This is a genomic window from Microcoleus sp. K4-B3, assembly GCF_036704615.1.
GTDB lineage: Bacteria > Cyanobacteriota > Cyanobacteriia > Cyanobacteriales > Microcoleaceae > Microcoleus.
Window position 1 is genome coordinate 44,334 of the sequence record NZ_JAUBSF010000018.1, and the last position, 21,629, is coordinate 65,962.

The window sequence follows — 21,629 nt, forward strand, 5'->3', positions numbered from 1 at the left end:
CTGTAGGGTACATCTCGCTCTAACTTCTCAATTTTTGCTCACTTCCTCAAAAGACTCCGACCCCAAAGGGCTCGGAATCCAACCTTGAATATTCTTGCGTTTCCCTAAAAGCGGCTGCGAATGTACGATCGGCAAACGCACAGCTTCCCCATGCAAAATCTCGCTAACTTCCGCATAAATTTTCGCCCTAGCTGCTTTATCCCCACTCGCCCTCCCCCGATCCAAAAGTTCCAGAACTTTCGGATTTTTCCAATTTCCCAAATCCGCCGTCGAACCCGGCCCGAAGTGAGGATAATAAAAATTGTCGGGATCGCCATAATCTCCAGTCCAACCCATCATAAAAGATTGAAATCCGGGAGGTTTGAGCCGATCGGCTAAATAAGCAGACCAATCCTTTGTCAGCAATTTGACCCGAATCCCGATCGCGCTCAAATCCGCCGCAAAAGCCTCAGCAATCGGCTTCGGCGTGGGAAAATAGGGACGGCTGACGGGCATATACCACAAATCCAAATCAAAACCGTTCGGATAACCGGCTTTCGCGAGGATTGCTTTAGCTTGCTGCGGGTTAAATTCATAATCTTTAACTCGATCGGACTTCGCCAAATTCAGCGAAGGCGGGATAAATTCCGAGTCGTGTTTTCCGAGTTCTCCCCAGAAAGCTTTGACTATTGCTGGCTTGTTAATTGTTTGGGCGATCGCCCGCCTGACTTCCGGTTTTGACAAAGGTTCGTAACTGGGATTTAAGGCTAAATAACCGACATTAAAAGAAGGTCGCACAACAACTTCTAAATTAGGATCTCCTTGAACCTCTTTCAATTGATCCGGCGTTAAATCTACCGTAAAATCAAGTTGTCCTGCTCTCAATTGAGCCAATCTCGCCGCCGGATCGTCAACAAAACGAATTACCAATTGATTGACTTTTGGCGTGCCAGTTTTCCAATAATTTGGATTTTTTGCTAAGATAATGTGATCGCCCGATCGCCATTCCTGAAACACAAAAGGCCCCGTACCCACCGCCAGCGACCCCGGAGTGCCGTATTTAGCACCCGCTTTTTTCACCGCCGCCGGACTCGCCATCCCGAAATAACCAGACCCAATCGCCGAGGGAAAAGCAGCAAAAGGTCGATTTAAAACAAACTTAATTGTAGACTTATCAACAACTGCCACCTCTTTTACCAGGGAATTTTTATCTCCCTTAAAGCCACCAAAAAAATCCTTCCAAATTTGATAAGTTTTACCAGATTCTCGATAACCGTTAGGATTTTTCGCATCCCACCAGCGCTCCACATTAAACTTAACAGCTTCCGCATCAAAATCCGTGCCGTCGTGAAATTTTACCCCGGAACGCAACTTAAAAGTCCAAGTTTTACCATCTGTAGAACTTGACCATTCAGTAGCCAGACTCGGTTCAATTTCCACAGTTCCCGGTTTAAAATCAGTCAAGCGATTGTAAATTTGGTCGATCGCAATCACCGAATTACCATCCGTAATATTTCCCGGTTCCAGATTGATCGGCGGCCCACCCGCACCGTATACTAAAGCTTCCGGTGGTACTGCGGCGGGAGTTGTCGGAGTTGGAGAATTATTGCTAACCGTATTTGAGGTAGTGCTGCAATTTGAGAGAATTACAGCCATCCCAAAAACTAAACCTAATAAAACTAAACGCCAGGATTTCAACAATCTCATTTCCATAGCTCCGGTTTAATATAAAATTGTACTCACATAAATTTTTAACTAATTTGCTCTTCCTCTCCCCTCTGCGAACTCTGCGCTCTCTGCGGTTCATTGAGTAAATTATATATTAAATTTAAATTTAATTAACAAACAAAATAGAGCAAGCTGATGATATCACCTTCGAGGGCAAAATCTCAACTCACACATTTACTTTAGGCGACGCAACCAGCATGGCAGCCAACCTTTGCTGCCATGCTAGAGGCTATCTCAAAACCGATGCAAGGCTTCACAAAAAAGGCATTCACGGTTTATTCACTGCCGAAATCAGACCCCAACTTGTCCGGTAACAGCTAAAATCAAGTCCGCGTCAATAAACACAAATCCTGTACGGCGAGCTCGGATATTTGTCAACCCGCCGCGACTCAATAGGCAACAGTCATGCGCCTGCGAATAAACTGAGGCTGCTCAACTTCATCCAGCAGGGCGATCGCAAAATCCTCAGCCGAAATCCGGCTTTTACCCTGTTCGTCAACAACTAACATATCGCTTCCTAACCGAAATTTACCAGTCCGATCGCCCGCTTCAAATTCCGCAGCCGGACTGATAAAAGTCCAATCCAAATCAGCAGTTTTGTAAACAGCAAGTGCCTCCCGATGAGCGAGGGAGGCCGCACGATACTGTTCTGGAAAATCAGGAGTATCGACAAGTTGAACGCCCGGAGTTATTTCGAGACTACCTGCACCGCCAAGCACAACCAAGCGATTAACACCGGTACGAGATAAGCCGTCAATCAAAGAATAAGCTGCTTTCACAATGTCTTTAGCTAAAATCGGGTTATTAGCAGTAGCAGCACCGGGTCCGGCGGCGCTGATAACGGCATCGTGTCCTCTGACAATTTCAGCCACACTATCAGCATCGAGAACGTTACCCACAACCACGGTTAGGCGATCGCCAGAAATAGAAAAACGCGACGCATCTCGGACGATCGCTGTTACATCGTGTCCCCGCATCAACGCTTCAGAAACAATGCGACTGCCAGCCATGCCACTTGCACCAAATAATGCCAATTTCATTAAAAGTCTCCTGTTTTTTTGCTGAAATTACTCACTAATTGGTATTACCAATCAGCAGTTATATCTAGTCAGGAAAATTGACCGTAATTCCTGTAATAGCAGGCCTGTAGAGCTGGTTCACCAGTATCTATGACTCACATCCAGAGTATCGGTAAACCCGCTCTTACTTAAACATGGCGATTAAACCATTCACAAACATTACCAACTGCCAAATCGATCGTTTCAGGCTCTTCATAAAATTGAAACTGCACCCGATCGCCCAACCAAACAAGATGCTTATCTGTAGCTGCAATCAGCTCAAATAACTTTTTAGGCAAAACTGAACCGCTCGCGGCTCTGTCAGCGTGTACCATTAACAGCGGCAAATTCAATTTTTTGACAGTTTCATCAACCCGATAAGTCCATAATTCCGCTTCGCTCATCGCAGCCACTCGGTTTTCCCATTTGCCCAAAAAATCCCAAGCAGGGCCGCGCTCAGCCCAGCGGATGTACCACTGATAAATCGGTTTTGGCAGCAGCAAAGCGTTAGGATCGTTCAAGCTGACAATTGGAATATAATCAACTTCACCGGTTTTTTCATATTTAGTTCGCGCTTGACTAGCTCGTTCAATTCGTTCCCGAGTTTTCTCCTCGCCGCCGCTGTATTCATCAATCGTTTCTCGTCGGGTGAGATAATGACCCGCCACGAGCGCTAATGCCTTAATTCTAGTGTCCTCTACTGCTGCCTGAATAGTCCAATTTACACCTTGGCATACACCTAGCAAATACACTCTATTTTTATCCACTTCTGGGCGGCTGAGCAAATAACTAACTGCGGATTTCAAATCAGAAACTTTGGCTTGCGGACTTTCATAGCGGCGGGGTTCACCGCCGCTTTCCCCGTGAAAAGAAGGGTCAAAAGTCAAAGTTACAAAACCCGATGAAGCCATGCGGGTAGCATATTGGATAGGCGATTGTTCTTTAACAAACGCTACCGGGCCTAGAATCGGCACAGCAGGCGCTGGTTTGGCAAGATTGGTGGGAATATATAGATTTCCCACCAATTCAACACCGTTGCTGTTAAAGGTAACGCGCTCCATTTTGTAGGAACCGCGAGCCGATTGTATGTCTGTATTTTGCATATTTTCCTGTTGGGCGCTACTCGCTCTAGGTATCAGGCTCAGCAAGAAGCCGCTAACTCCGGCTGCACCCGCTTTGATTAACTTTCTGCGTGAAGCATTCGATCGGTTTACTTGGACTGCAAACATCGCTTTAACCTGTAGGTTTCTGCATAAAAAGCAGCATAAGTCAATTGCGTCTGCCAAATCTTGTAAATTCTCCCGATAAATTGCAAAATCTGGCGATACTGGCTTCGCCTCACAGCCGATCGCGATACTGTCGCGGAGTCAGACTGGTATAGCGGCGAAAAACATTAGTAAAGTGGCTTTGATCGCAGAAACCGACAGATTGACTAATATCAGCAAGGGTGAATTTTGGATTAGAGAGCAATTGTTTTGATCGCTCAATGCGGCACTGCAATACATATTGATGGGGAGAGAGTCCCGTACTTTGTTTAAAGAGTTTTCCAAAGTGATGAGAACTCATCTGCACAACGATCGCCAGTTCTGCCAAACCCATATCGCGATCGAGATTATCTTGAATGTAATCCAGAATCTGCTGCAATTTGGATGGAGATAGTTTTCCTAATTTAGGAGAATTGGTAATTTTTACTGTACAGTGATGTCGCAGCAGATGCACTGCTAGCAAAGTTTGCACAGATTCCATATAAAGGCGATCGCAATAATCTCCGCTGCGCTCCACTTCCGCGCTGAGGGTAAGAGCAAGCTGTTCGAGAAGCGGGTCGCGAATGGCGAAGCGATCGATTAATTCGATTGTTTTAGGGGCCCGATTTCTTCCGCAAGATCCGCTAACGCAACTTTCAATCGCAATCCGTTCTAACACCGCAGCCGGCAAATAGATATCTAATATTTCAACAGCAGAATCCCAAAACCACTCAGGTTCTCGAAAAGCAGGTACAAAAGTGAATAAACCAGGCAATGTTAGCCGCTCAATCAACTTCCCACCGTCTAGCCGCCGTTCTAAACGCCGTTCTAAATTACCTGGATTCGCAATGTGGAGGCTGAGGCAGTGGTCTGGTATTCCAGGGTCGGCAATTCGCTCTCCCGGTGCAGCATAAACTGTGCGTTCGGCACGCAAACCATCTTTAAATATCGGCATATAACAACCCGATTCGGAATTTGCAAACATCAATATTTCTCTTTTTTTTCTTTCTCTGTACCCAGAGGGTTCTCTGCGGTTCGTTGAAAAAAAATTTAGTTTACTTCAAGAAATAGGATTGCTATATGCGATCGCACCCACGCCTACAACTCATAACTCTCTTCACCCATACTCCCCTGTTCCCCGTTTCCTCTAAACTCTTGCTCTTGTGCTTCCTCAACCGCAGACTCAAAACGTTCTACTACAAACGGCAAACCAGCACCCATCAAACCGCGTTGAATTCGATCGGGCGTTTCGTCAAACAAAACAAATAGCGGATGAACAGCCTCAGCTTCATCGCTGTAAATATGTCTGTAGCGGTACGGCATCACCCATTCGTAACCTTTATCCAGCCAAACCTGAGACTGCCGCCACCGGCCGAGCAACTCAGAAAATTCCTCGCCCGGACGATGAATGAAAATCAAAATTTCCACTCCAATTTTAACTTTCCACTCGGGATCGCACATCAAAATTGCCAAATCGCAGGGCAAACAAACTGCCTGTCCGGGCGATATGCTAGTGCCGCGGCTTCCCGCATAAGAAACTCCGTCCCGCAAGCGCGCAATTGGCAAAGGAATGGTAATTAAACTATCATGGGCGCGGCGGATACTCGGAATCATTTCCATGTAAAGCCGATATTTTTTCAGCAGGGCGATCGCGGCGGAAGATTCGCTGTACTCTGCTAGTAAAGCCTCGTAATGTGATTGTTTAACAGACATTTTCAAACCAAAGAATTAAGTAATTACTAATTGCTGCTAATTGCTAATCGATCGCTTCTCGTTACCAGGAAGACCCTGATAATGAAGATTTGGAGGCAGAGCCTCCAAATCCTTTTCTCCTTTTAATCGAGGCTGTGCCTCCTCCAAAGGCATTCCCCAGCTCTGCCTGGGAACGAGTAAAATAGTCATTGGTCATGCGTTAATTGCTGTTAACTAATAACTAATAACTAATTAGCCCTTTTTTACAGCTTCTGGAACACTGCGAACATCGGCAGATACATCGACAGCAAAATCGAACCTACGATACCACCGACGACCACAATCATCAGAGGTTCTAGCATACTGGTAAGTCCTTTTACTGCTTCTTCCACTTCCGTTTCGTAGAAAGCGCCAACTTTCATTAGCATCTTGTCAAGTTCCCCAGTTTCCTCGCCAATTGCCATCATTTGAATAGCCAAAGACGGGAAAACTTGCTGTTCTTGCAAAGCAATACTGATCATGCCGCCGCTTTGAATTTCCTGTCTCGCATATTCAATCGCATTAGATATCGCCTGATTCCCCGCAACATCTCGCACAATTTCCAAAGAGTTGAGAATCGGCACGCCCGATCGCGTCAGCGACCCAAATATGACGCAAAACCGAGCCACAGCAGATTTTTCGATCAAATCTCCAAAAATCGGCAACTTCATCGCAATCCTATCAATTTGGAGGTGACCTATTGGAGTTTTGTAGTACATATCGAAGGCTATTTTGAGCGCTATAATTACCCCAATAACTGTCACCTGTTGGATCGGAGGCCAAGCCGTACAAAATGAACTAATTGCCAACATCATCACCGTAAAAGCCGGCAAATCTGCACCAATATCCTTAAAAATCTTAGCGAAAGTTGGCAGCAAGAATATAGTCATTGCGAAAAAAATCACGATCGCGATAAAGAACACAGTCTTCGGATAAGACATCGCCGAATTAATTTCAGCCTCCGTTTTGTGATTTTTTTCCATCATCACCGCCAGACGGTCTAGGGTTTCATCGAGCACACCACCGACTTCTCCAGCCGCCACCATACTGATAAACAGTTGGTCAAAAACATCAGGAAACTTAGCCATCGCCTCTGCCAAGTTTATCCCCTCCTGCACGTCAGCATTCATGCTTCTGAGCGCTCGCTTCAACTTAGCATTAGAACACTGCTCGTGGAGCACGGACAGGCATCTAACGATCGCCACCCCTGCATTAAACATAGCCGCAAACTGACGAGCAAAAATAGCCATATCCTTAACAGTAAGACTGGTAAGGTTATACTCGATTTGCTCCTGAATCTTACTGAAATCAAAGCCACCTTTCGGTTTTTCGCGGATAACGTTGGTAGCCACAGCTCACCTCTGAAAATTTATTAAAAATTAGTTGTCAGTTGTCAGGTGTCAGTTGTCAGGTGTCAGTTGTTAGTTGTTAGTTGTTACCCATAATTAATGACTAATGACTAATGACTAATGACTAATGACTAATGACTAATGACTAATGACTAATGACTGCTGACTGAATTAATGAGCTCCTACCTTAGGGCCACCAACAGGTGCCGGGCCGATCAAGCGTTCGAGTTCGTCAGCCTTAGAAGCCTTGGCCATTGCGGATTCCCAAGTGACTTTACCGCTCTTGTAAAGTTCAGCGAGAGCCATTTCCATCGTCCTCATGCCCAATTTTGCCCCCATTTGGATTTGGGAGTAAATCATTGGAGTTTTGCCCTCCCGGATCAAGTTAGCCATAGCTGGAGTATTCACCATGATTTCCATAGCGCAGCAGCGGCCGCCCCCAACTTTTATTACCAAATTTTGGCTGCAAATTCCCACCAAAGAGTTAGACACTTGGGCGCGAACCTGGGGTTGTTGAATGGGCGGGAACACGTCCAAAATCCGATCGATCGTTGCAGCCGCCGAATTAGTGTGCAGCGTTCCCATCACCATGTGACCCGTTTCTGCTGCCGAAATTGCCAGACCGATCGTTTCCAAGTCCCGCATTTCCCCCACCAGAATTACATCAGGATCTTCGCGCAACGCAGCTTTCAGCGCATTAGCAAAGCTCTTAGTATCTTCGCCCTTTTGGCGCTGGTGAAACAAACTCTTGATATTAGGAAACACATATTCGATCGGATCTTCAACTGTGAGAATGTGTTCCGCCCGCGTCCGGTTGACCAGATCCAACAAAGCCGCCATCGTAGTAGTTTTCCCGGAACCTGTTTGTCCCGTCACCAACAGCATACCCCTGGGTCTTTCCGTCAGATCCCGCAAAATCTGCGGCACGCCTAAAGCATCGGCGTTAGGAATCTTAGAAGCCAGAGCCCGCATACAAGCAGCCCAAGCACCCCGCTCCCGGTAGACATTGACGCGAAACCGAGCCAATCCCCGAACGCCGTAAGCGCAGTCGAGTTCCCACTCCATTTCCAACTGCTTGCGCTGCATATTGTTGAGCATTTGGAAAATTAGGATCTGCACTTCCTCTGCAGACAGAATGTCGCCGTATTGCGTCTGAGGAGTTAGTTTACCGCTGACTCGGAAGAATATAGGCGCGCCCGCTTGGATGTGTATGTCCGAACCCCCTTGCTCTACCAGGGACTCCAGTACGTCTTCAATCATCAGACCCATAGATACCTCTCCTCGATCGAGTTGATAGTTATTGACCAATCTAGCTCAGTTAACAGTCAACAGTTAATAGTCAACAGTTAACTGCTGAATCAATCCAAAAAGCGTGGCGTCAAGCAGTACGGACAATCCAACATCTCCGGCTTCAATTCCGCCCGACAAGTTTTGCAGGTAAGTCCCTGCTTGCGTTTGGCTTTCATTTCCGCCTCTAGGCCAGAGTCAGTAAATGTCACCCGCTCGACTTCTTCAAAAGTAGTCGCGCCTTCCCGCACCAACTGCAAGCTGTAAGCCAACAACGTTTTCATCCCTTCTTCTACTGCTGCTTCCTTAATTTGCTCTGTGGGAGCTCCTTGAGTGATCAGAGTTTGAAGCCGCTCAGTATTTTTCAGGAACTCGTAAACCCCTACCCGTCCTTTGTAGCCTAGGCCGCCGCACTTCCGACAAAGTTCCTCGCGTTCTGCGAGTTCCTTCCTTTGCTCCACCGGTACGGTGTTGGCTTTGTAAACAGTCAGATCGATTTCTTGAGAAGCCGACAGACCGTACTTGCCGAGTTCTGCGGCAGTAGGCTGGTAAGGAGTGCAGCATTTGTCGCAAACGCGCCGCATCAGACGCTGAGCCAACACGCCCAACAGAGCGGCCGAAACCATGAACGGTTCTACGCCCATTTCCGCCAAACGCGCGACCGCCCCAGCCGCGTCGTTCGTGTGCAGCGTCGTCAGCACCAAGTGTCCCGTCAAAGCAGCTTCCAGAGCAGTTTTGGCCGTTTCCTTGTCCCGCGTTTCCCCCACCAGCATCACGTCAGGGTCTTGCCGCAAAAATGCCCGCAGAATGTTGGAAAAAGTCAAGTCTTTTTCCCTAATTACTTGACATTGGGTAATTCCTGGCAAAGCATATTCGATCGGGTCTTCCGCCGTACTGATATTAACCCCCGGATCGTTCCGTTCCGCCAGAATCGAGTACAGAGTAGTTGACTTGCCCGAACCCGTCGGCCCCGTCACCAAAATCAGTCCGAACGGACGGCTAGCACTCTCTCGCACTAAAGCCAAAGTTTCTTCGTCGGAGATTAACAAACCCAAACCCAACTGAGTGCTGGAACTGTCCAAAATCCGCAGCACGATTTTTTCGCCGTACCGGGAAGGCAAGCTGTTCACCCGGAAATCCACCGTGCGTCCCTCAAATACCCGGCGGATGCGCCCGTCTTGAGCTTGTCGGCGTTCGGCAATATCCAGGTTGGCAATAATCTTGAAACGAGCGGTAATCGATGCGACTACCTGCTTAGGAAACCGGAAATACTCTTGCAGTACCCCGTCTTTCCGCATCCGAATCCGCATGAACTCTTCTTGAGGTTCTACGTGGATGTCAGACACCTTTTCCGACAAAGCTTTAGCCAAAATAATATTGACGGCCTTAATTACCGGAGCCGCCTCAGCATCGTCCAAGGTGTTAGCTAGGTCTTCTTGATCGGCACTCTCCTCTTCTAGCGAGAGCTCGCCAAAATCTCCCTCCCCTAAATCCATCTTTCTCTGCTTTTCGGCTGCTGCTATTTTGGCTGCTACCTTAACTTGGTCGTCTTGATAAGCCGAAGTTATGTCCTGATAGTCGTCTGGCGTAATCACCCGTCGCTGCAAAGCCAAGCCGTGAGGCTGTAAAATCCGCCGCAAATCTTCTATGGCGTTGAGGTTGTCGGGATCTACCATTGCCACTAAAACCGCCGCAGGCTCAGTTTCAGTCTTCGCTACGGGTAAAAACCGACCTTGGTGACAAATGTCGATCGAAATCTTCAACCCGTCGAGCATAACTCCGAGTTGCTCGTTAGACATTTCGCTCATCTCCGGGTCAAATGCTTCAACCCCGTAGACAATCTTCCGTTCAAACATCTGCTGCTTCTTGTAAAGCCGCAGCAATTCTGGGGGCAACGGCTGCCCGGTAAGGGCTTCTAATACCTCAGTCAACCGCTTACCCGACTTCTGGCTTTCAATTTGAGCTTGCTTCAGTTGGTCGCCGTTGACGTAACCCGACTGAATCATCTTGGTGAGAGCCGGAGTAAAAGTGCCCACAGAAACTATCGATGTGGAGCGAAACCCCTGGGATGTGTTAGTCATAAAAAACACTCAATAGGTGGGAAACTCAGTCACAAAGAGTGCTGAGAGGAAAACCAACGCGGGGTTTTAACCCCCGTATTCTTTGTTTATGGATCAGCTATCACGTTCTTGCTCAATCCCTATCTGTCAAGTGTAAGCTCGCAGTCCCCTCTAAGCTTCGTCCACAAATTGACGAGACGTTGGAGGGATTTGCCAGTGCTTGCAATCAGATCTTGTTCGTTAAGTGCTAAGTTGCTTACTTACCTGATTAACTTGCGGGATACTCTCGTTATAGCGTCCGGGCACATCACTTGGGGATTACCTGTACTGGGAGAAAAAAAGCGTGGTGGGGTGTGTCGCCTTCGCACGCTCATTCTATTTTCCCAAATTGTTTGCTCAAATCACAGCGCCCGTGGCGGCGCGGTTAGCTGTAATAAATTAAAGATGAGCTATGTTGTGTGATGATGATAACTTTTACGAAAGTCTCGATCGGTCTTTTGAAATATATTTTGATGAATTATCTGCGATCGGGCACTGCCCGATCACCTACATGAGTCTCCAGCACAGATTTTGAGGATATCTAGTTTTTTGTCAGCCAATATTAATGTGATTCTACCCGGGTGTCCGAATCTTTGTCACCCCGCCCGAAAACGGATACAAGTTTCCGACAGGAGTCGCCAGCCCCCAAAATTTTCGACTCTTGTTCAAAATCCCAGATTCATCTGTGGGGTAAATCTCAAATCATTCGGCTCCGCGATCGCGGGGAAGTGTCAAATCTCACCTCGGCTGACGTAAGATTGACGGTTCACAAATCTTGGAAATAGGCAAATTAGATATCAATCGTATCTACAGACGATCGCCTCCGCGAAACCAGCTAATGTCTCTCCTTTGGCTGGTAACAATTCGAGACTTCAAGGGACTTCGGCGGTATCGAATCCGAAAAACAACAGCCCCAATCCGCATCAAGATTAACAACCTAGTATCTGAGTTACACAAGGACACAGCTAGCTACTTATCACTAAATACAAATTCCTCTTTCTCCAGACTTGGGAAACTGAGAAAATGGTAAAAAATGCAAGCGTCAGCTTGCGAATAAAACAGCCAGACCGATGATAACTTTAAGTCACTATCGTTGTTTTAAGCAAACGTTAAAAAATTCAGCCTCCTAATTCGGAAATGTTTTAGTAGACGTAATAGCAGAATATTTTTAATAAAACCTGTTATGAATGCGATCGCGTTAAGCGAAAAATAGGAAGCAACAAACGTTTAATTGCCCCCAACTGCAGTCATACTATAGGTAAATATCTAAACTGCCCTTTGAATATTTTCTTGAAACCTTTGAGATATGCCTCCACAGCAGGCGAGATTTCCTCATTTCAGATTGTGCCATACACAGTAAATTCGAGCACTCTAGATTTACCGGGTTAAACGTATCTGCTAGAATTGATAGGGTTCTGTCGCGCAGCTTTTATGATTGACGAGGAAAAACAGCAAGATCAAGATCCTAACTCAACTGGGGAAACCCCAGAGGGTTCGCCAATGGCAAGCGAAAATCCGCCGGCACCAGAAAACTCGAACGGATCAGCAGATTGGGAGCTCGAACTTGCTCGAGCTTATCAAAGTGCTCAGGGCGATCGCTCGCCAGCAAACGCATCCGGGCCTACCGTCACCGGCAGTTCAACCAACAGTCCGACTGCAGACGCGGCGGAGCCTTGGAAGAAGGAACTGGCGCAGGTAACCGATGAAAAAGAGGCTTTAAAAACTCAGGTGCAAGCCGCATCCGCTCAACTAGAAGAGCTGAAAAATCAAAATCTCCGCCTAGCAGCAGATTTTGAGAACTTCCGCAGGCGCACCCAAAAGGAAAAAGAAGAGCTAGATTTACAGGCAAGGTGTCTCACGATCAAACCCCTGTTGCCGGTAATTGACAATTTCGAGCGCGCTCGATCGCACATCAAGCCGCAAACCGATGGCGAAATGAACATTCACAAAAGCTACCAAAGCGTTTACAAGCAAATGGTAGACGGCCTCAAGCAAATCGGGGTTTCTCCGATGCGCCCCGAAGGCGAACAGTTTGACCCCAACCTCCACGAAGCTCTGCTCAGCGAGCCAACTGACGAACACGAGGAAGGAACAATTATCCAAGAACTAGAACGCGGCTACATTCTGGGCGATCGCGTCTTGCGGCACGCCAAAGTGAAAGTTGCAGCGGCTGGGCTATCTGTGGTAGCCTCAGATGAAAATCCCGATAGTTCGGAAAGTTAATCGGGATACAAGCTACTGCATTCCTCAAAGTCACTGACCCCCGAATTCGATTCGGGGGCCCCAAGGCGGCAGATTAACCAAATTCTTAATTCATGACTAAAAGCAGGTCAGCGCTTTCTCAAAAAATTCGGAAAAATGTTTTTACCCGTCTTTGATATTGCCTTAGGACATCTAGTTTATTTCCTACAAATCTGGTCGGGTGATGCTTGTTTGAACAAGCTGAGTCGTTTTTCCTCCCCCAACTTGTAGTTGGAGGTTACCAAACATCCCACAAAGTTTTATGAGGCGCTATGGGAAAAATTATTGGAATTGACTTAGGCACGACTAACAGTTGCGTAGCTGTGTTAGAGGGCGGTAAACCCGTCGTGATCGCCAATTCCGAGGGCGGCCGCACAACTCCGAGTATAGTAGGATTTGGCAAGGCGGGCGATCGCTTAGTAGGTCAATTGGCCAAGCGACAAGCTGTAACTAATGCTGTAAATACTGTCTACAGCATCAAACGATTTATCGGTCGGCGGTGGGACGACACGGAAGAAGAACGAGCCCGGACTCCCTATACCTGCATAAAAGGCAAAGACGACACCGTTAACGTCCAAATTCGGAACAAGGTTCACACTCCCCAGGAAATCTCGGCAATGGTACTCCAAAAGCTAAAGCAAGATGCTGAAGCTTATTTGGGACAAACTGTTACCCAAGCCGTAATTACAGTGCCAGCTTACTTCACAGACGCCCAGCGGCAAGCTACTAAAGATGCCGGTACGATCGCGGGCCTAGAAGTCCTGCGGATAGTCAACGAACCGACGGCGGCAGCCCTTTCCTACGGGCTCGACAAGCAAAATATAGAACAGAAAATCTTAGTTTTTGACCTGGGAGGCGGTACTTTCGACGTTTCGATCCTGCAACTGGGAGACGGAATTTTTGAAGTCAACGCTACCTCCGGTAACAACCATCTCGGAGGAGATGACTTTGACGACTGCATAGTCCAGTGGCTGGTAGAAGCTTTCCGGACTCAAGAAGGCAGTGACCTCTCACAAGACAAAATGGCCTTGCAGCGCCTCCGAGAAGCTGCGGAAAAAGCGAAAATCGAACTCTCCAACCGGGAATCCACCTCAATCAATTTGCCCTTCATCTCCTCTGACGACAAAGGGCCGAAGCATTTGGAAATGGAACTCTCCAAAGCTCAGTTTGAAAAACTGGTGGCTCATTTGGTGCAAGCGACGATCGATCCGGTGACTCAAGCCCTTAAAGACGCAAGTTTGACCCCCAAAGACATAGACAGGATTATTTTAGTGGGAGGCTCAACCCGGATTCCGGCAGTTCAAAAGGCAATTAGCAAGTATTTTGGAGGCGTTTCTCCTGATAAATCCGTCAATCCCGACGAAGCTGTAGCGGTAGGCGCGGCAATTCAAGCCGGGGTGTTGGGCGGTGAGGTAAAAGATTTGCTGCTGCTTGACGTGACGCCGCTCTCTCTGGGACTAGAAACGTTGGGCGGGGTGTTCACCAAAGTAATAGATCGCAATACAACTATTCCCACGAGCCGATCGCAAATGTACAGCACGGCGGCAGACGGGCAAACCTCGGTAGAAATTCACGTGCTCCAAGGCGAGCGGGCATTGGTTAAAGACAATAAAAGTCTCGGCAAGTTCCTGCTCAAAGGCATTCCCGCAGCCCCCCGCGGCGTACCTCAAATTGAAGTTACCTTTGAAATCGATGCCAACGGCATTCTCAAAGTTGCCGCTGAAGACAAGGGAACCGGAAAAGAACAAAGCATCCAAATTTCCAATACAGGGGGATTGAGCGAAACCGAAGTCGAGCGGATGCGACAAGAAGCCGAACTTTACGCCGACGAGGACATCAAGCGCGCTCAACTCGTCGAACTCAAAAATCAAGCTGACTCCCTCGTCTATAATTGTGGTGTAACTTTAAAAACCAACGCGCAACTGCTGAGTGATGACCTCAAGGCCGAAGCGGAAACAGCCGCAGCAGCCTTGCGGGCAGCGATGACTAACCCCGACATCACAGTCGAGGAACTCACGCCCGCAATCGAATCTTTCAAGCAACTGCTATACTCGCTCGGGACAGCAGTCTACGACCAAGCCCGCAGCGGAGTAGCCCCGTCAGGAGCTGTTGTTGAAAGCGAGATGATGTCAGAAGTAGAATCAGAACAAGAACAGGTTAAAGCGGACGACGACAGCATTTTGCTGACAGAAGAGCTGCTGGTGGCAACCCAAGCTCCGCCGGAACCAAAGCCGGAACCAAAGCCGGAACCAAAACCGGAACCAAAGCCGGAATCAAAGCCGGAATCAAAGCCGGAGCGACAGTCAAAACGACAGTCAAATCCACAGTCAAGTCCACAGTCAAATCCACAGTCAAGTCCACAGTCAAATCCACAGTCAAATCCACAGTCAAAACAAAAACAGAAGGTTCCCGAACCAGAAGTTGATGATATGAATCCTTTCCTTTAAAACTGAAAAGCTAAAAATTAAAAGTTAAAAATTGACAATGAGAATTTTTAACTTTTAATCTGTAATTTCAGGAAAGGTCGCCCGTTTCTTTTTCGTACACTTTTTGTTATTTACCTCCAGGCAAGCAGCTCTATGGCCGGTGATTACTATGAAATATTAGGCGTTTCTCGCAGCGCAGACAAAGAAGAAATTAAGCGTGCTTACCGCCGCCTAGCTCGCAAGTACCATCCAGATGTCAACAAAGAACCCGGTGCCGAGGAGCGGTTTAAAGAAATTAACCGCGCCTACGAGGTACTCTCAGAACCAGAAACCCGCGCCCGTTTCGACCGTTTCGGCGAAGCAGGCGTCAGCGGTGCAGGCGCACCTGGGTTCCAAGACTTTGGTGACAGCTTTGCCGATATTTTTGAAAGCTTCTTTCAGGGCTTTCAGGGAGGCGTCGGTGGCCAACAACAACAAGGTCGCAGGCGCAGCGGGCCTGTGCGCGGAGACGATTTGCGCCTCGATTTGCGGCTGGATTTTCGGGAAGCAGTGTTTGGTGGGGAAAAAGAACTCCGCATCAAGCACCTAGAAACCTGCGAAACTTGCACGGGTACCGGGGCAAAACCGGGTACGAGACCCCAAACCTGCTCGACTTGTACCGGCAGCGGTCAAGTCCGACGCGCTACTCGCACTCCTTTCGGCAGCTTTACTCAAGTTTCAGTTTGCCCCAGTTGCAACGGCACCGGGCAAGTGATTGAGGACAAGTGCGAAACTTGTGGCGGCCGGGGCCAGAAAGAAGTGATGAAAAAGCTGAAAATCACAATTCCGGCTGGGGTTGACAACGGTACTCGCTTGCGCGTTTCCAATGAAGGGGATGCCGGCAAACTGGGTGGACCGCCCGGGGATCTTTACGTGTTCTTGGCGGTGAATGAAGACCCGCTATTTAAGCGGGACGGTATTAACGTTAGCTCGGAAGTTAAAATTAGTTATTTGCAAGCAATTTTGGGGTGCCGGTTGGAAGTCGAAACCGTAGACGGGCCGACGGAATTGTTGATTCCTAGCGGAACTCAGGCAAATACTGTTTTGACTTTGGAGAAAAAAGGAGTGCCTCGGTTGGGAAATCCAGTCAGTCGCGGCGATCATTTGATTACTGTGTCTATTGACATTCCGACTAAGGTGACGGCTGAGGAACGGGAATTGCTGATGCAGCTTGCTAAGCTGAAGGGCGATCGTACAGGTAAAGGCGGCTTGGAAGGGTTTCTGGGTAATTTGTTTCAGAAATAAGCAATTTTTGACACCCATGGGTGTCAAATTTTCCTGTTTGAGGATTCCCCGGCAATTTGTTTTAGTATCTGTCAAAAAATTGTGTGCCATTGCTCACAAAAATGGCAGGTGTGCCTGTTCCTGGGCATTCGGTTTCAGCAGCGATCAAAAAAGTGAGCGCAATTGCGCTCACTTCTTTCAGAAAGAATAATAGTCTGTGTCCAATTGGACACAAAATTTTAGATTCTCCAGTTTCCAGGCAACTTGTTTAAAAACTAAGGCTTTCAGGATTTGAGATTGCCAAAAACATTATGAATTCAACATCGAAAATTGAAAATCCCAAATCCCCAGATGCCAAAATCGATCTGCGGGGTACTCCGTGTCCTCTGAATTTTGTCCGCACTAAACTGCGCTTGGAGCAAATGGCACCGGGTGCTGTTTTGGAGGTGTGGCTGGACGCTGGAGAGCCGATCGAACAAGTGCCCGACAGTCTGAAAATGGAAGGCTACCAGATTCTCGAAACGCAATTTATCGCGGATGAACCGGATTCCGGTTTTTTTGCCATGAAAGTGCAGCGCCCAGAACACCAGGAAGCAGGATGAGCCTGAATTCGCCCTCGATCGTGGGTACTGTAATTGCTGTTCAGGCTAACTTCTACCAAGTGAGGTTAGATCCCGCAGTCTCCATTGACGGGAAAAATGCTCCCCTGGCTGATTCTCCGACTCTCCTGTGCACTCGCCGCACTCGACTGAAAAAAATTGGCCAACAGGTGATGGTGGGCGATCGCGTGGTGGTAGACGAACCCGACTGGACTGACCGCCGGGGTGCAATTTCTGAAGTCTTCCCGCGCCAAACAGAACTCAACCGCCCGCCTGTAGCTAATGCCGATCGCATTCTCCTCGTTTTTGCCCTCGCCGAACCCGACTTAGACCCCGCATCATTAACTCGGTTTTTAGTCAAGGCAGAATCTACAGGTTTAGACGTGAGTTTGTGCCTGAACAAATGCGATTTGGTCACGCCCGATGAGTTGGAACAGTGGCGCGAGCGTCTTTCAGGCTGGGGCTACGAACCAATGTTTATTAGCGTCCGCAGCGGTTTAGGAGTCCAGGAACCGACCGAAGAAAGTCAAAATGAAGTTTCTGCCACGAAACCAGCTTCCCATAATTTATCGGAGAAAAGAGAGCCATCTATCCTGACTTCTGAGGATGACCCTCTGCTTCCAACTTCGGTCTATCCGTTAGAGCCGTTAAATCCGGTACATGGCCCGTTGCCTAACTTCCTTCTCGGGCACTTGCAAGGGAAAATAACGGTAATTTGTGGCCCTTCAGGGGTTGGCAAGTCCAGCTTGATCAACCAACTGATCCCGGCCCTGAATCTGCGAGTGAACGCTGTTTCCGGCAAACTCGGCCGCGGGCGCCACACGACTCGCCACGTAGAACTATTTGAACTCCCCGGCGGCGGACTGTTGGCCGATACTCCGGGCTTTAATCAACCGGCTCTCGAATGCGACCCGTCCGAGTTAGCTGAATATTTCCCAGAAGCGCGCCAGAGGCTGGCTTTGGGTAGCTGCCAGTTTAGCGACTGTTCGCACCGAGACGAGCCTAACTGTGTCGTCCGGGGCGGTTGGGAGCGCTACGATTATTACTTGAATTTTCTCGAAGAGGCGATCGTCCGCCAGCAACAAGAGCAAAACTCTAGTAGTGCCGAGGCGAGTTTGAAACAGCAAACCAAGTCGGATGGTACGCAGCAATACGAACCGAAGCTGCAAACTAAAAAATATCGCCGATCTTCCCGCCGCCTTCAACACCAGTCGCTGCAAGATATGTGTCAAGATTTAGACGAGTTGTGAGGAATTAGTCGATCGCGATCGGTCGATCGGCCCCGGAACACAGTACATTAATAGCTAAAATTAAATGGCCTTAAATTTGTTAAAAAAAGTTCAACAGAAGCAAAGCGAAGCCGGTTATGCAGGAGTAAAAATACTGTGAATATTCAAGAACTGTTTAAACAAGGCGGCCCCGCCATGTGGCCCCTGTTGGTGTTATCGATTTTATCTTTGAGTACAATTATCGAGCGCTTGTGGTTCTGGGCCAGCCTCCTGAGCAAAGAAAAGCAGATAGTTAACCGCATTCTTGATGCGGCTCGCAGCGATTGGGGGGCGGCTAGCGAGATTGCCAGACAAGCTAACCGACAGCCGATCGGGCGATTTCTTTCTGCACCCCTGCGGCTCTACAATCCCGAACCAGACTTATTTCGACTCGCACTCGAAGCTGCCGCCGATGAAGAGTTGGCTTCGATGCGCCGCGGTGACAAAATCTTAGAAGCTACGATCGCTCTAGCCCCTTTGCTGGGCTTGCTGGGAACAGTTTTGGGCTTGATTAACTCGCTCAGTTCTATCCGTCTGGGCGACATCGGCACGTCGGCAACAACTGGCGTAACTTTGGGGATTAGCGAGGCGCTGATCACGACTGCTACTGGGATGGTAGTAGCAATTTTTACCTTGGCGTTTTATCGGATATTTCAAGCTTTTTTGTTCAACCAGGCAAAAATATTTCGCAAAGCTGGAAATGAACTGGAATTGCTTTACAGGCAATACTGGCCTGCAGCTAATGCTAAGGGTCGATCGCCCGGTACAGAATACAGCAATTCTTCCTTTGGTTCCGATGGTTTGAACAGGCGTTCTCTCAATTCTCAAGAATCGGGAGAACGGAACCGGGAGCCGAAATTGAAAGGTTCCGATCCGGCAGAAGATTCACCTTCTAATAATTAAAACTCCTGAGAACTGATGAAGATTAATCTAGATACTCCTGCTGAAGAGGCTCGGATTGAACTGGTGCCTTTAATTGACGTGATATTTTGCATTTTGACGTTTTTTCTGCTGGCCGCTTTGCAACTGACTCGCCAGCAAGCAATTAATGTCGATTTGCCTAAGGCGAAGACTGGACAAACCCAGATGCGAGAGATGCTGATTGTCAGCATTGACGATTTTGGGCAAACTTATATCGACCAATTGCCTGTTAATTACCAACAGCTCGATCGAGTTTTAAAGAGTTTCCAAACCCAAAATCCTGCCGGGTTGATAGTGCTGTACGCTCCTCAAAATGCTAGATATGCCAAAGTTGTCGAGGTTTTAGACAAATTGAGAGAGGTAGGGGGCGATAAAGTTGCCCTGGCAACTCTTCCTAGTTCGGCTCCCTCCCCATTGCCCAATACCTCGCTTCCCAATTCTGGCATTCCTGCTGCACCTGCGATCGGCAATTCCGGTCAACCCCTGCCGTCTTCTGTGGCTCCGAGGCAGCAGCAGTTCAATCCCAATCAGTTTCAATCTCCTCTCCCCGCTCCGGGACAGCAGCAGTTCAATCCCAATCAGTTTCAATCTCCTCTCCCCGCTCCGGGGCAGCCTAGCAACTTTGGGACAAATCAGGGCATTCCTCCTGTTTCGCCTGCACCCGCTGCTCCTAATGTCAGACCCGGAGCGGCCACTCCACCGCAGGATGGCGGCTCATCGAATTAGTCAGAAGGAAGAAGGGAGAACAGAGGAATAGAAATTCTCCCCATCTTCCCCTCTCCCCCTTTTCTCATCTCCCGCTCTCCCCCTCTCCTCATCTTCCAATCTTCCCCTCTCCTCATCTTCCAATCTCCTCATCTCCCGCTCTCCTCATCTCCCGCTCTCCCCCTCGCCGAGAAAAGCTCCGTCCGATTTGGTATAAAGGGCTTCAATTCTTTTGGTTCGTACTGAGCCTTTTTTCTCTTGACAAGTAGATACAGTTGTATATGCCTGCGGAAGGAACTTTTGCAGACATCTTCGCATCTCTATCCCTAAGTAAGCTATTTCCTGGGACAGATGGTAATTTTGTCAAACAATTGTTACCTTTTGTAATATATACTAAAGCGAGATGGGCAATCTGGTATCCCGAAACCAACACTCTATCGCTGAAACATTTTACAAATCTGGTTAATCCAGGTGTTCACTTTTAAGTCACCTTTACTTACAGAGGAGTCAAAGTCATGAGCCAACCAGCAGAATTGTCTTTGGAACAGCAATTTAGCCTGTGTTCCTTCAAAACACAGGTAAGTGACATGAGCCGCGAACAAGCTCAGGAGTTTTTGGTCAAGCTTTACGAGCAAATGATGCTGCGGGAAACCATGTACCGCCATTTTCTGAAACATCATTGGGGCCTAGAACCAAACCCAGGCGTTGAGTAGCAAAGAGTCGCAGTCGGCGACCTCTATCTCTTACTCTCTTCTCTCAGGTGGAAAGGAGTTGGGGGTGATGGGGCGTCACTCGAAAGCAGAAGGAAGAAGGCTTTAGTTATCTACCTGAGAAGCCAGAAGCTACAAAATCAAGGGTTTCAGCAATTAACAACGTCCTAAGGGTCGGGCGTGGTTGCTATAGAAGGTAGAAAGCATCTGCACAGACTCATCGTCCATCAGAAAACTTTGACAGTTCTTTCTTGATTCGACTCAATATGGGAAGTCGATCGCAGCAATCTATTGAGTGGCATAGAAAGATACCGCAAAAATAATTTATCGCGGTTCGACTCAAAAATGTGATAATTTTCGCTCGTAAGTGTGAACTTTTTAACAAAATAAAATATTTGTCTTTAGTTACAGCGGATGAGGTTTGACAAGAATGGCGCTAGTCGGACATCTGAGCGGGATCTCCGACTACCAAAACCTTCAATTTTCACATCAAACCCTCGAACTCGCAGGTGGTAACTCTAGAAAAAGCTATTCCGACTGACGTTCCAAAGTAGCCTCCATCGTACTCGTCAAGTAATGACCAGACATGATGCCGCTAGAGTGATAGTAGCGGTTGTGATCGACGCGATGCAGGGTATCAAAACCCGTGCGCCGTTGGCGTTCGTCTCCCAGTACCCAGTAACGCTGGACGATCGACTGGGGAGCAATCCAACCTTCGCCCTCGACCCGACCGAGTTCGCTGTGTTGGAGGACAAAAGTATACTGCCGTTCATCGCTGTTGAGGTGTCCTCGGTACTGCAAAATAATCTCTTCGCGATCGCCTCCAGGAAACACGAGCTTCGTCACCATACTGAACCAATCTGTTCGGTTCCAGCTCACTAAAGTTTTGCCTTTAACCGTAATTGGCACGCCATTGCGCTCAATCCAACTTCCTTCGAGCGTCCATTGGCCCGATTCCATTAAAAACGTGTGAGCCACAGTGCTGTTCCTATGCTTTTCCTGCTGGCTACAATGCTGGTGC

At 48.1% G+C, this 21,629-nt stretch carries 18 protein-coding genes and 1 pseudogene; 9 read left to right on the plus strand and 10 right to left on the minus strand.

Annotated features, from left to right (window positions below):
• Window positions 1-27: 27 nt before the first annotated feature.
• Window positions 28-1,686 carry an ABC transporter substrate-binding protein gene (locus QUA78_RS11080; RefSeq protein WP_333301074.1) on the minus strand — a complete coding sequence of 553 codons (1,659 nt, stop codon included), beginning with the start codon at window positions 1,684-1,686 and terminating at the stop codon, window positions 28-30.
• Window positions 1,687-1,850: 164 nt separating this feature from the next.
• Between QUA78_RS11080 and QUA78_RS11085 the strand changes: the two are divergent.
• Window positions 1,851-2,021, plus strand: a pseudogene (locus QUA78_RS11085) (saccharopine dehydrogenase-like oxidoreductase); the annotation flags it as partial.
• A gap of 75 nt (window positions 2,022-2,096) precedes the next feature.
• Here the strand turns inward: QUA78_RS11085 and QUA78_RS11090 are convergent.
• The 8 genes from QUA78_RS11090 to QUA78_RS11125 form a co-directional block, all read right to left on the minus strand.
• Window positions 2,097-2,747, minus strand: coding sequence for an NAD(P)-dependent oxidoreductase (locus QUA78_RS11090; RefSeq protein WP_333301073.1), 651 nt, complete (start codon window positions 2,745-2,747; stop codon window positions 2,097-2,099).
• 167 nt (window positions 2,748-2,914) lie between these two features.
• Complete coding sequence (locus QUA78_RS11095) at window positions 2,915-3,994, minus strand: alpha/beta hydrolase (protein WP_333301071.1); 1,080 nt, start codon at window positions 3,992-3,994, stop codon at window positions 2,915-2,917.
• A 109-nt stretch (window positions 3,995-4,103) separates the two neighbouring features.
• The gene (locus tag QUA78_RS11100; RefSeq protein WP_333301069.1) at window positions 4,104-4,994 is read right to left on the minus strand and encodes an AraC family transcriptional regulator; all 891 of its coding nucleotides are present in this window, start codon (window positions 4,992-4,994) and stop codon (window positions 4,104-4,106) included.
• 113 nt (window positions 4,995-5,107) lie between these two features.
• A complete protein-coding gene (locus QUA78_RS11105) occupies window positions 5,108-5,722 on the minus strand; it encodes a hypothetical protein (protein WP_333301068.1) in 615 nt (204 codons plus the stop codon).
• Window positions 5,723-5,758: 36 nt separating this feature from the next.
• Window positions 5,759-5,911, minus strand: a complete 153-nt coding sequence (locus QUA78_RS11110; protein ID WP_333301066.1) for a hypothetical protein — start codon at window positions 5,909-5,911, stop codon at window positions 5,759-5,761.
• Between the two features lie 53 nt (window positions 5,912-5,964).
• Complete coding sequence (locus QUA78_RS11115; RefSeq protein WP_333301065.1) at window positions 5,965-7,092, minus strand: type II secretion system F family protein; 1,128 nt, start codon at window positions 7,090-7,092, stop codon at window positions 5,965-5,967.
• 168 nt (window positions 7,093-7,260) lie between these two features.
• Window positions 7,261-8,358 (minus strand): type IV pilus twitching motility protein PilT, encoded by a 1,098-nt coding sequence (locus QUA78_RS11120; protein ID WP_333398787.1) that lies wholly within the window; start codon window positions 8,356-8,358, stop codon window positions 7,261-7,263.
• An 89-nt stretch (window positions 8,359-8,447) separates the two neighbouring features.
• The gene (locus tag QUA78_RS11125) at window positions 8,448-10,457 is read right to left on the minus strand and encodes a GspE/PulE family protein (RefSeq protein WP_333398789.1); all 2,010 of its coding nucleotides are present in this window, start codon (window positions 10,455-10,457) and stop codon (window positions 8,448-8,450) included.
• Window positions 10,458-11,906: 1,449 nt separating this feature from the next.
• On the opposite strand from QUA78_RS11125, the gene grpE reads away from it, so the two are divergent.
• The 8 genes from grpE to QUA78_RS11165 all read left to right on the plus strand — a co-directional run bounded on the left by grpE (window position 11,907) and on the right by QUA78_RS11165 (window position 20,611).
• Entirely contained in the window at window positions 11,907-12,698 is a 792-nt protein-coding gene (gene grpE, locus QUA78_RS11130) for a nucleotide exchange factor GrpE (protein ID WP_333302551.1), read from the plus strand.
• Between the two features lie 290 nt (window positions 12,699-12,988).
• Window positions 12,989-15,163 carry a molecular chaperone DnaK gene (dnaK, locus tag QUA78_RS11135; protein WP_333302552.1) on the plus strand — a complete coding sequence of 725 codons (2,175 nt, stop codon included), beginning with the start codon at window positions 12,989-12,991 and terminating at the stop codon, window positions 15,161-15,163.
• Window positions 15,164-15,295: 132 nt separating this feature from the next.
• Entirely contained in the window at window positions 15,296-16,426 is a 1,131-nt protein-coding gene (gene dnaJ / locus QUA78_RS11140; protein WP_333302554.1) for a molecular chaperone DnaJ, read from the plus strand.
• A gap of 290 nt (window positions 16,427-16,716) precedes the next feature.
• Window positions 16,717-17,007 carry a sulfurtransferase TusA family protein gene (locus QUA78_RS11145; protein ID WP_333302556.1) on the plus strand — a complete coding sequence of 97 codons (291 nt, stop codon included), beginning with the start codon at window positions 16,717-16,719 and terminating at the stop codon, window positions 17,005-17,007.
• Window positions 17,004-18,254, plus strand: a complete 1,251-nt coding sequence (gene rsgA, locus QUA78_RS11150) for a ribosome small subunit-dependent GTPase A (protein ID WP_333302557.1) — start codon at window positions 17,004-17,006, stop codon at window positions 18,252-18,254. Before QUA78_RS11145 ends, rsgA begins: the two co-directional genes overlap by 4 nt.
• Window positions 18,255-18,389: 135 nt before the next feature.
• Window positions 18,390-19,175, plus strand: coding sequence for a MotA/TolQ/ExbB proton channel family protein (locus QUA78_RS11155; RefSeq protein WP_333302559.1), 786 nt, complete (start codon window positions 18,390-18,392; stop codon window positions 19,173-19,175).
• A 15-nt stretch (window positions 19,176-19,190) separates the two neighbouring features.
• Window positions 19,191-19,919 (plus strand): biopolymer transporter ExbD, encoded by a 729-nt coding sequence (locus tag QUA78_RS11160; protein WP_333302561.1) that lies wholly within the window; start codon window positions 19,191-19,193, stop codon window positions 19,917-19,919.
• A gap of 494 nt (window positions 19,920-20,413) precedes the next feature.
• Window positions 20,414-20,611 carry an NblA/ycf18 family protein gene (locus QUA78_RS11165; RefSeq protein ID WP_006635253.1) on the plus strand — a complete coding sequence of 66 codons (198 nt, stop codon included), beginning with the start codon at window positions 20,414-20,416 and terminating at the stop codon, window positions 20,609-20,611.
• A 525-nt stretch (window positions 20,612-21,136) separates the two neighbouring features.
• On the opposite strand, the gene QUA78_RS11170 is transcribed toward QUA78_RS11165, so the two are convergent.
• Window positions 21,137-21,586: a hypothetical protein gene (locus tag QUA78_RS11170; protein ID WP_172190924.1), complete on the minus strand. Its 450-nt coding sequence runs from the start codon at window positions 21,584-21,586 to the stop codon at window positions 21,137-21,139.
• Window positions 21,587-21,629 lie beyond the last annotated feature (43 nt).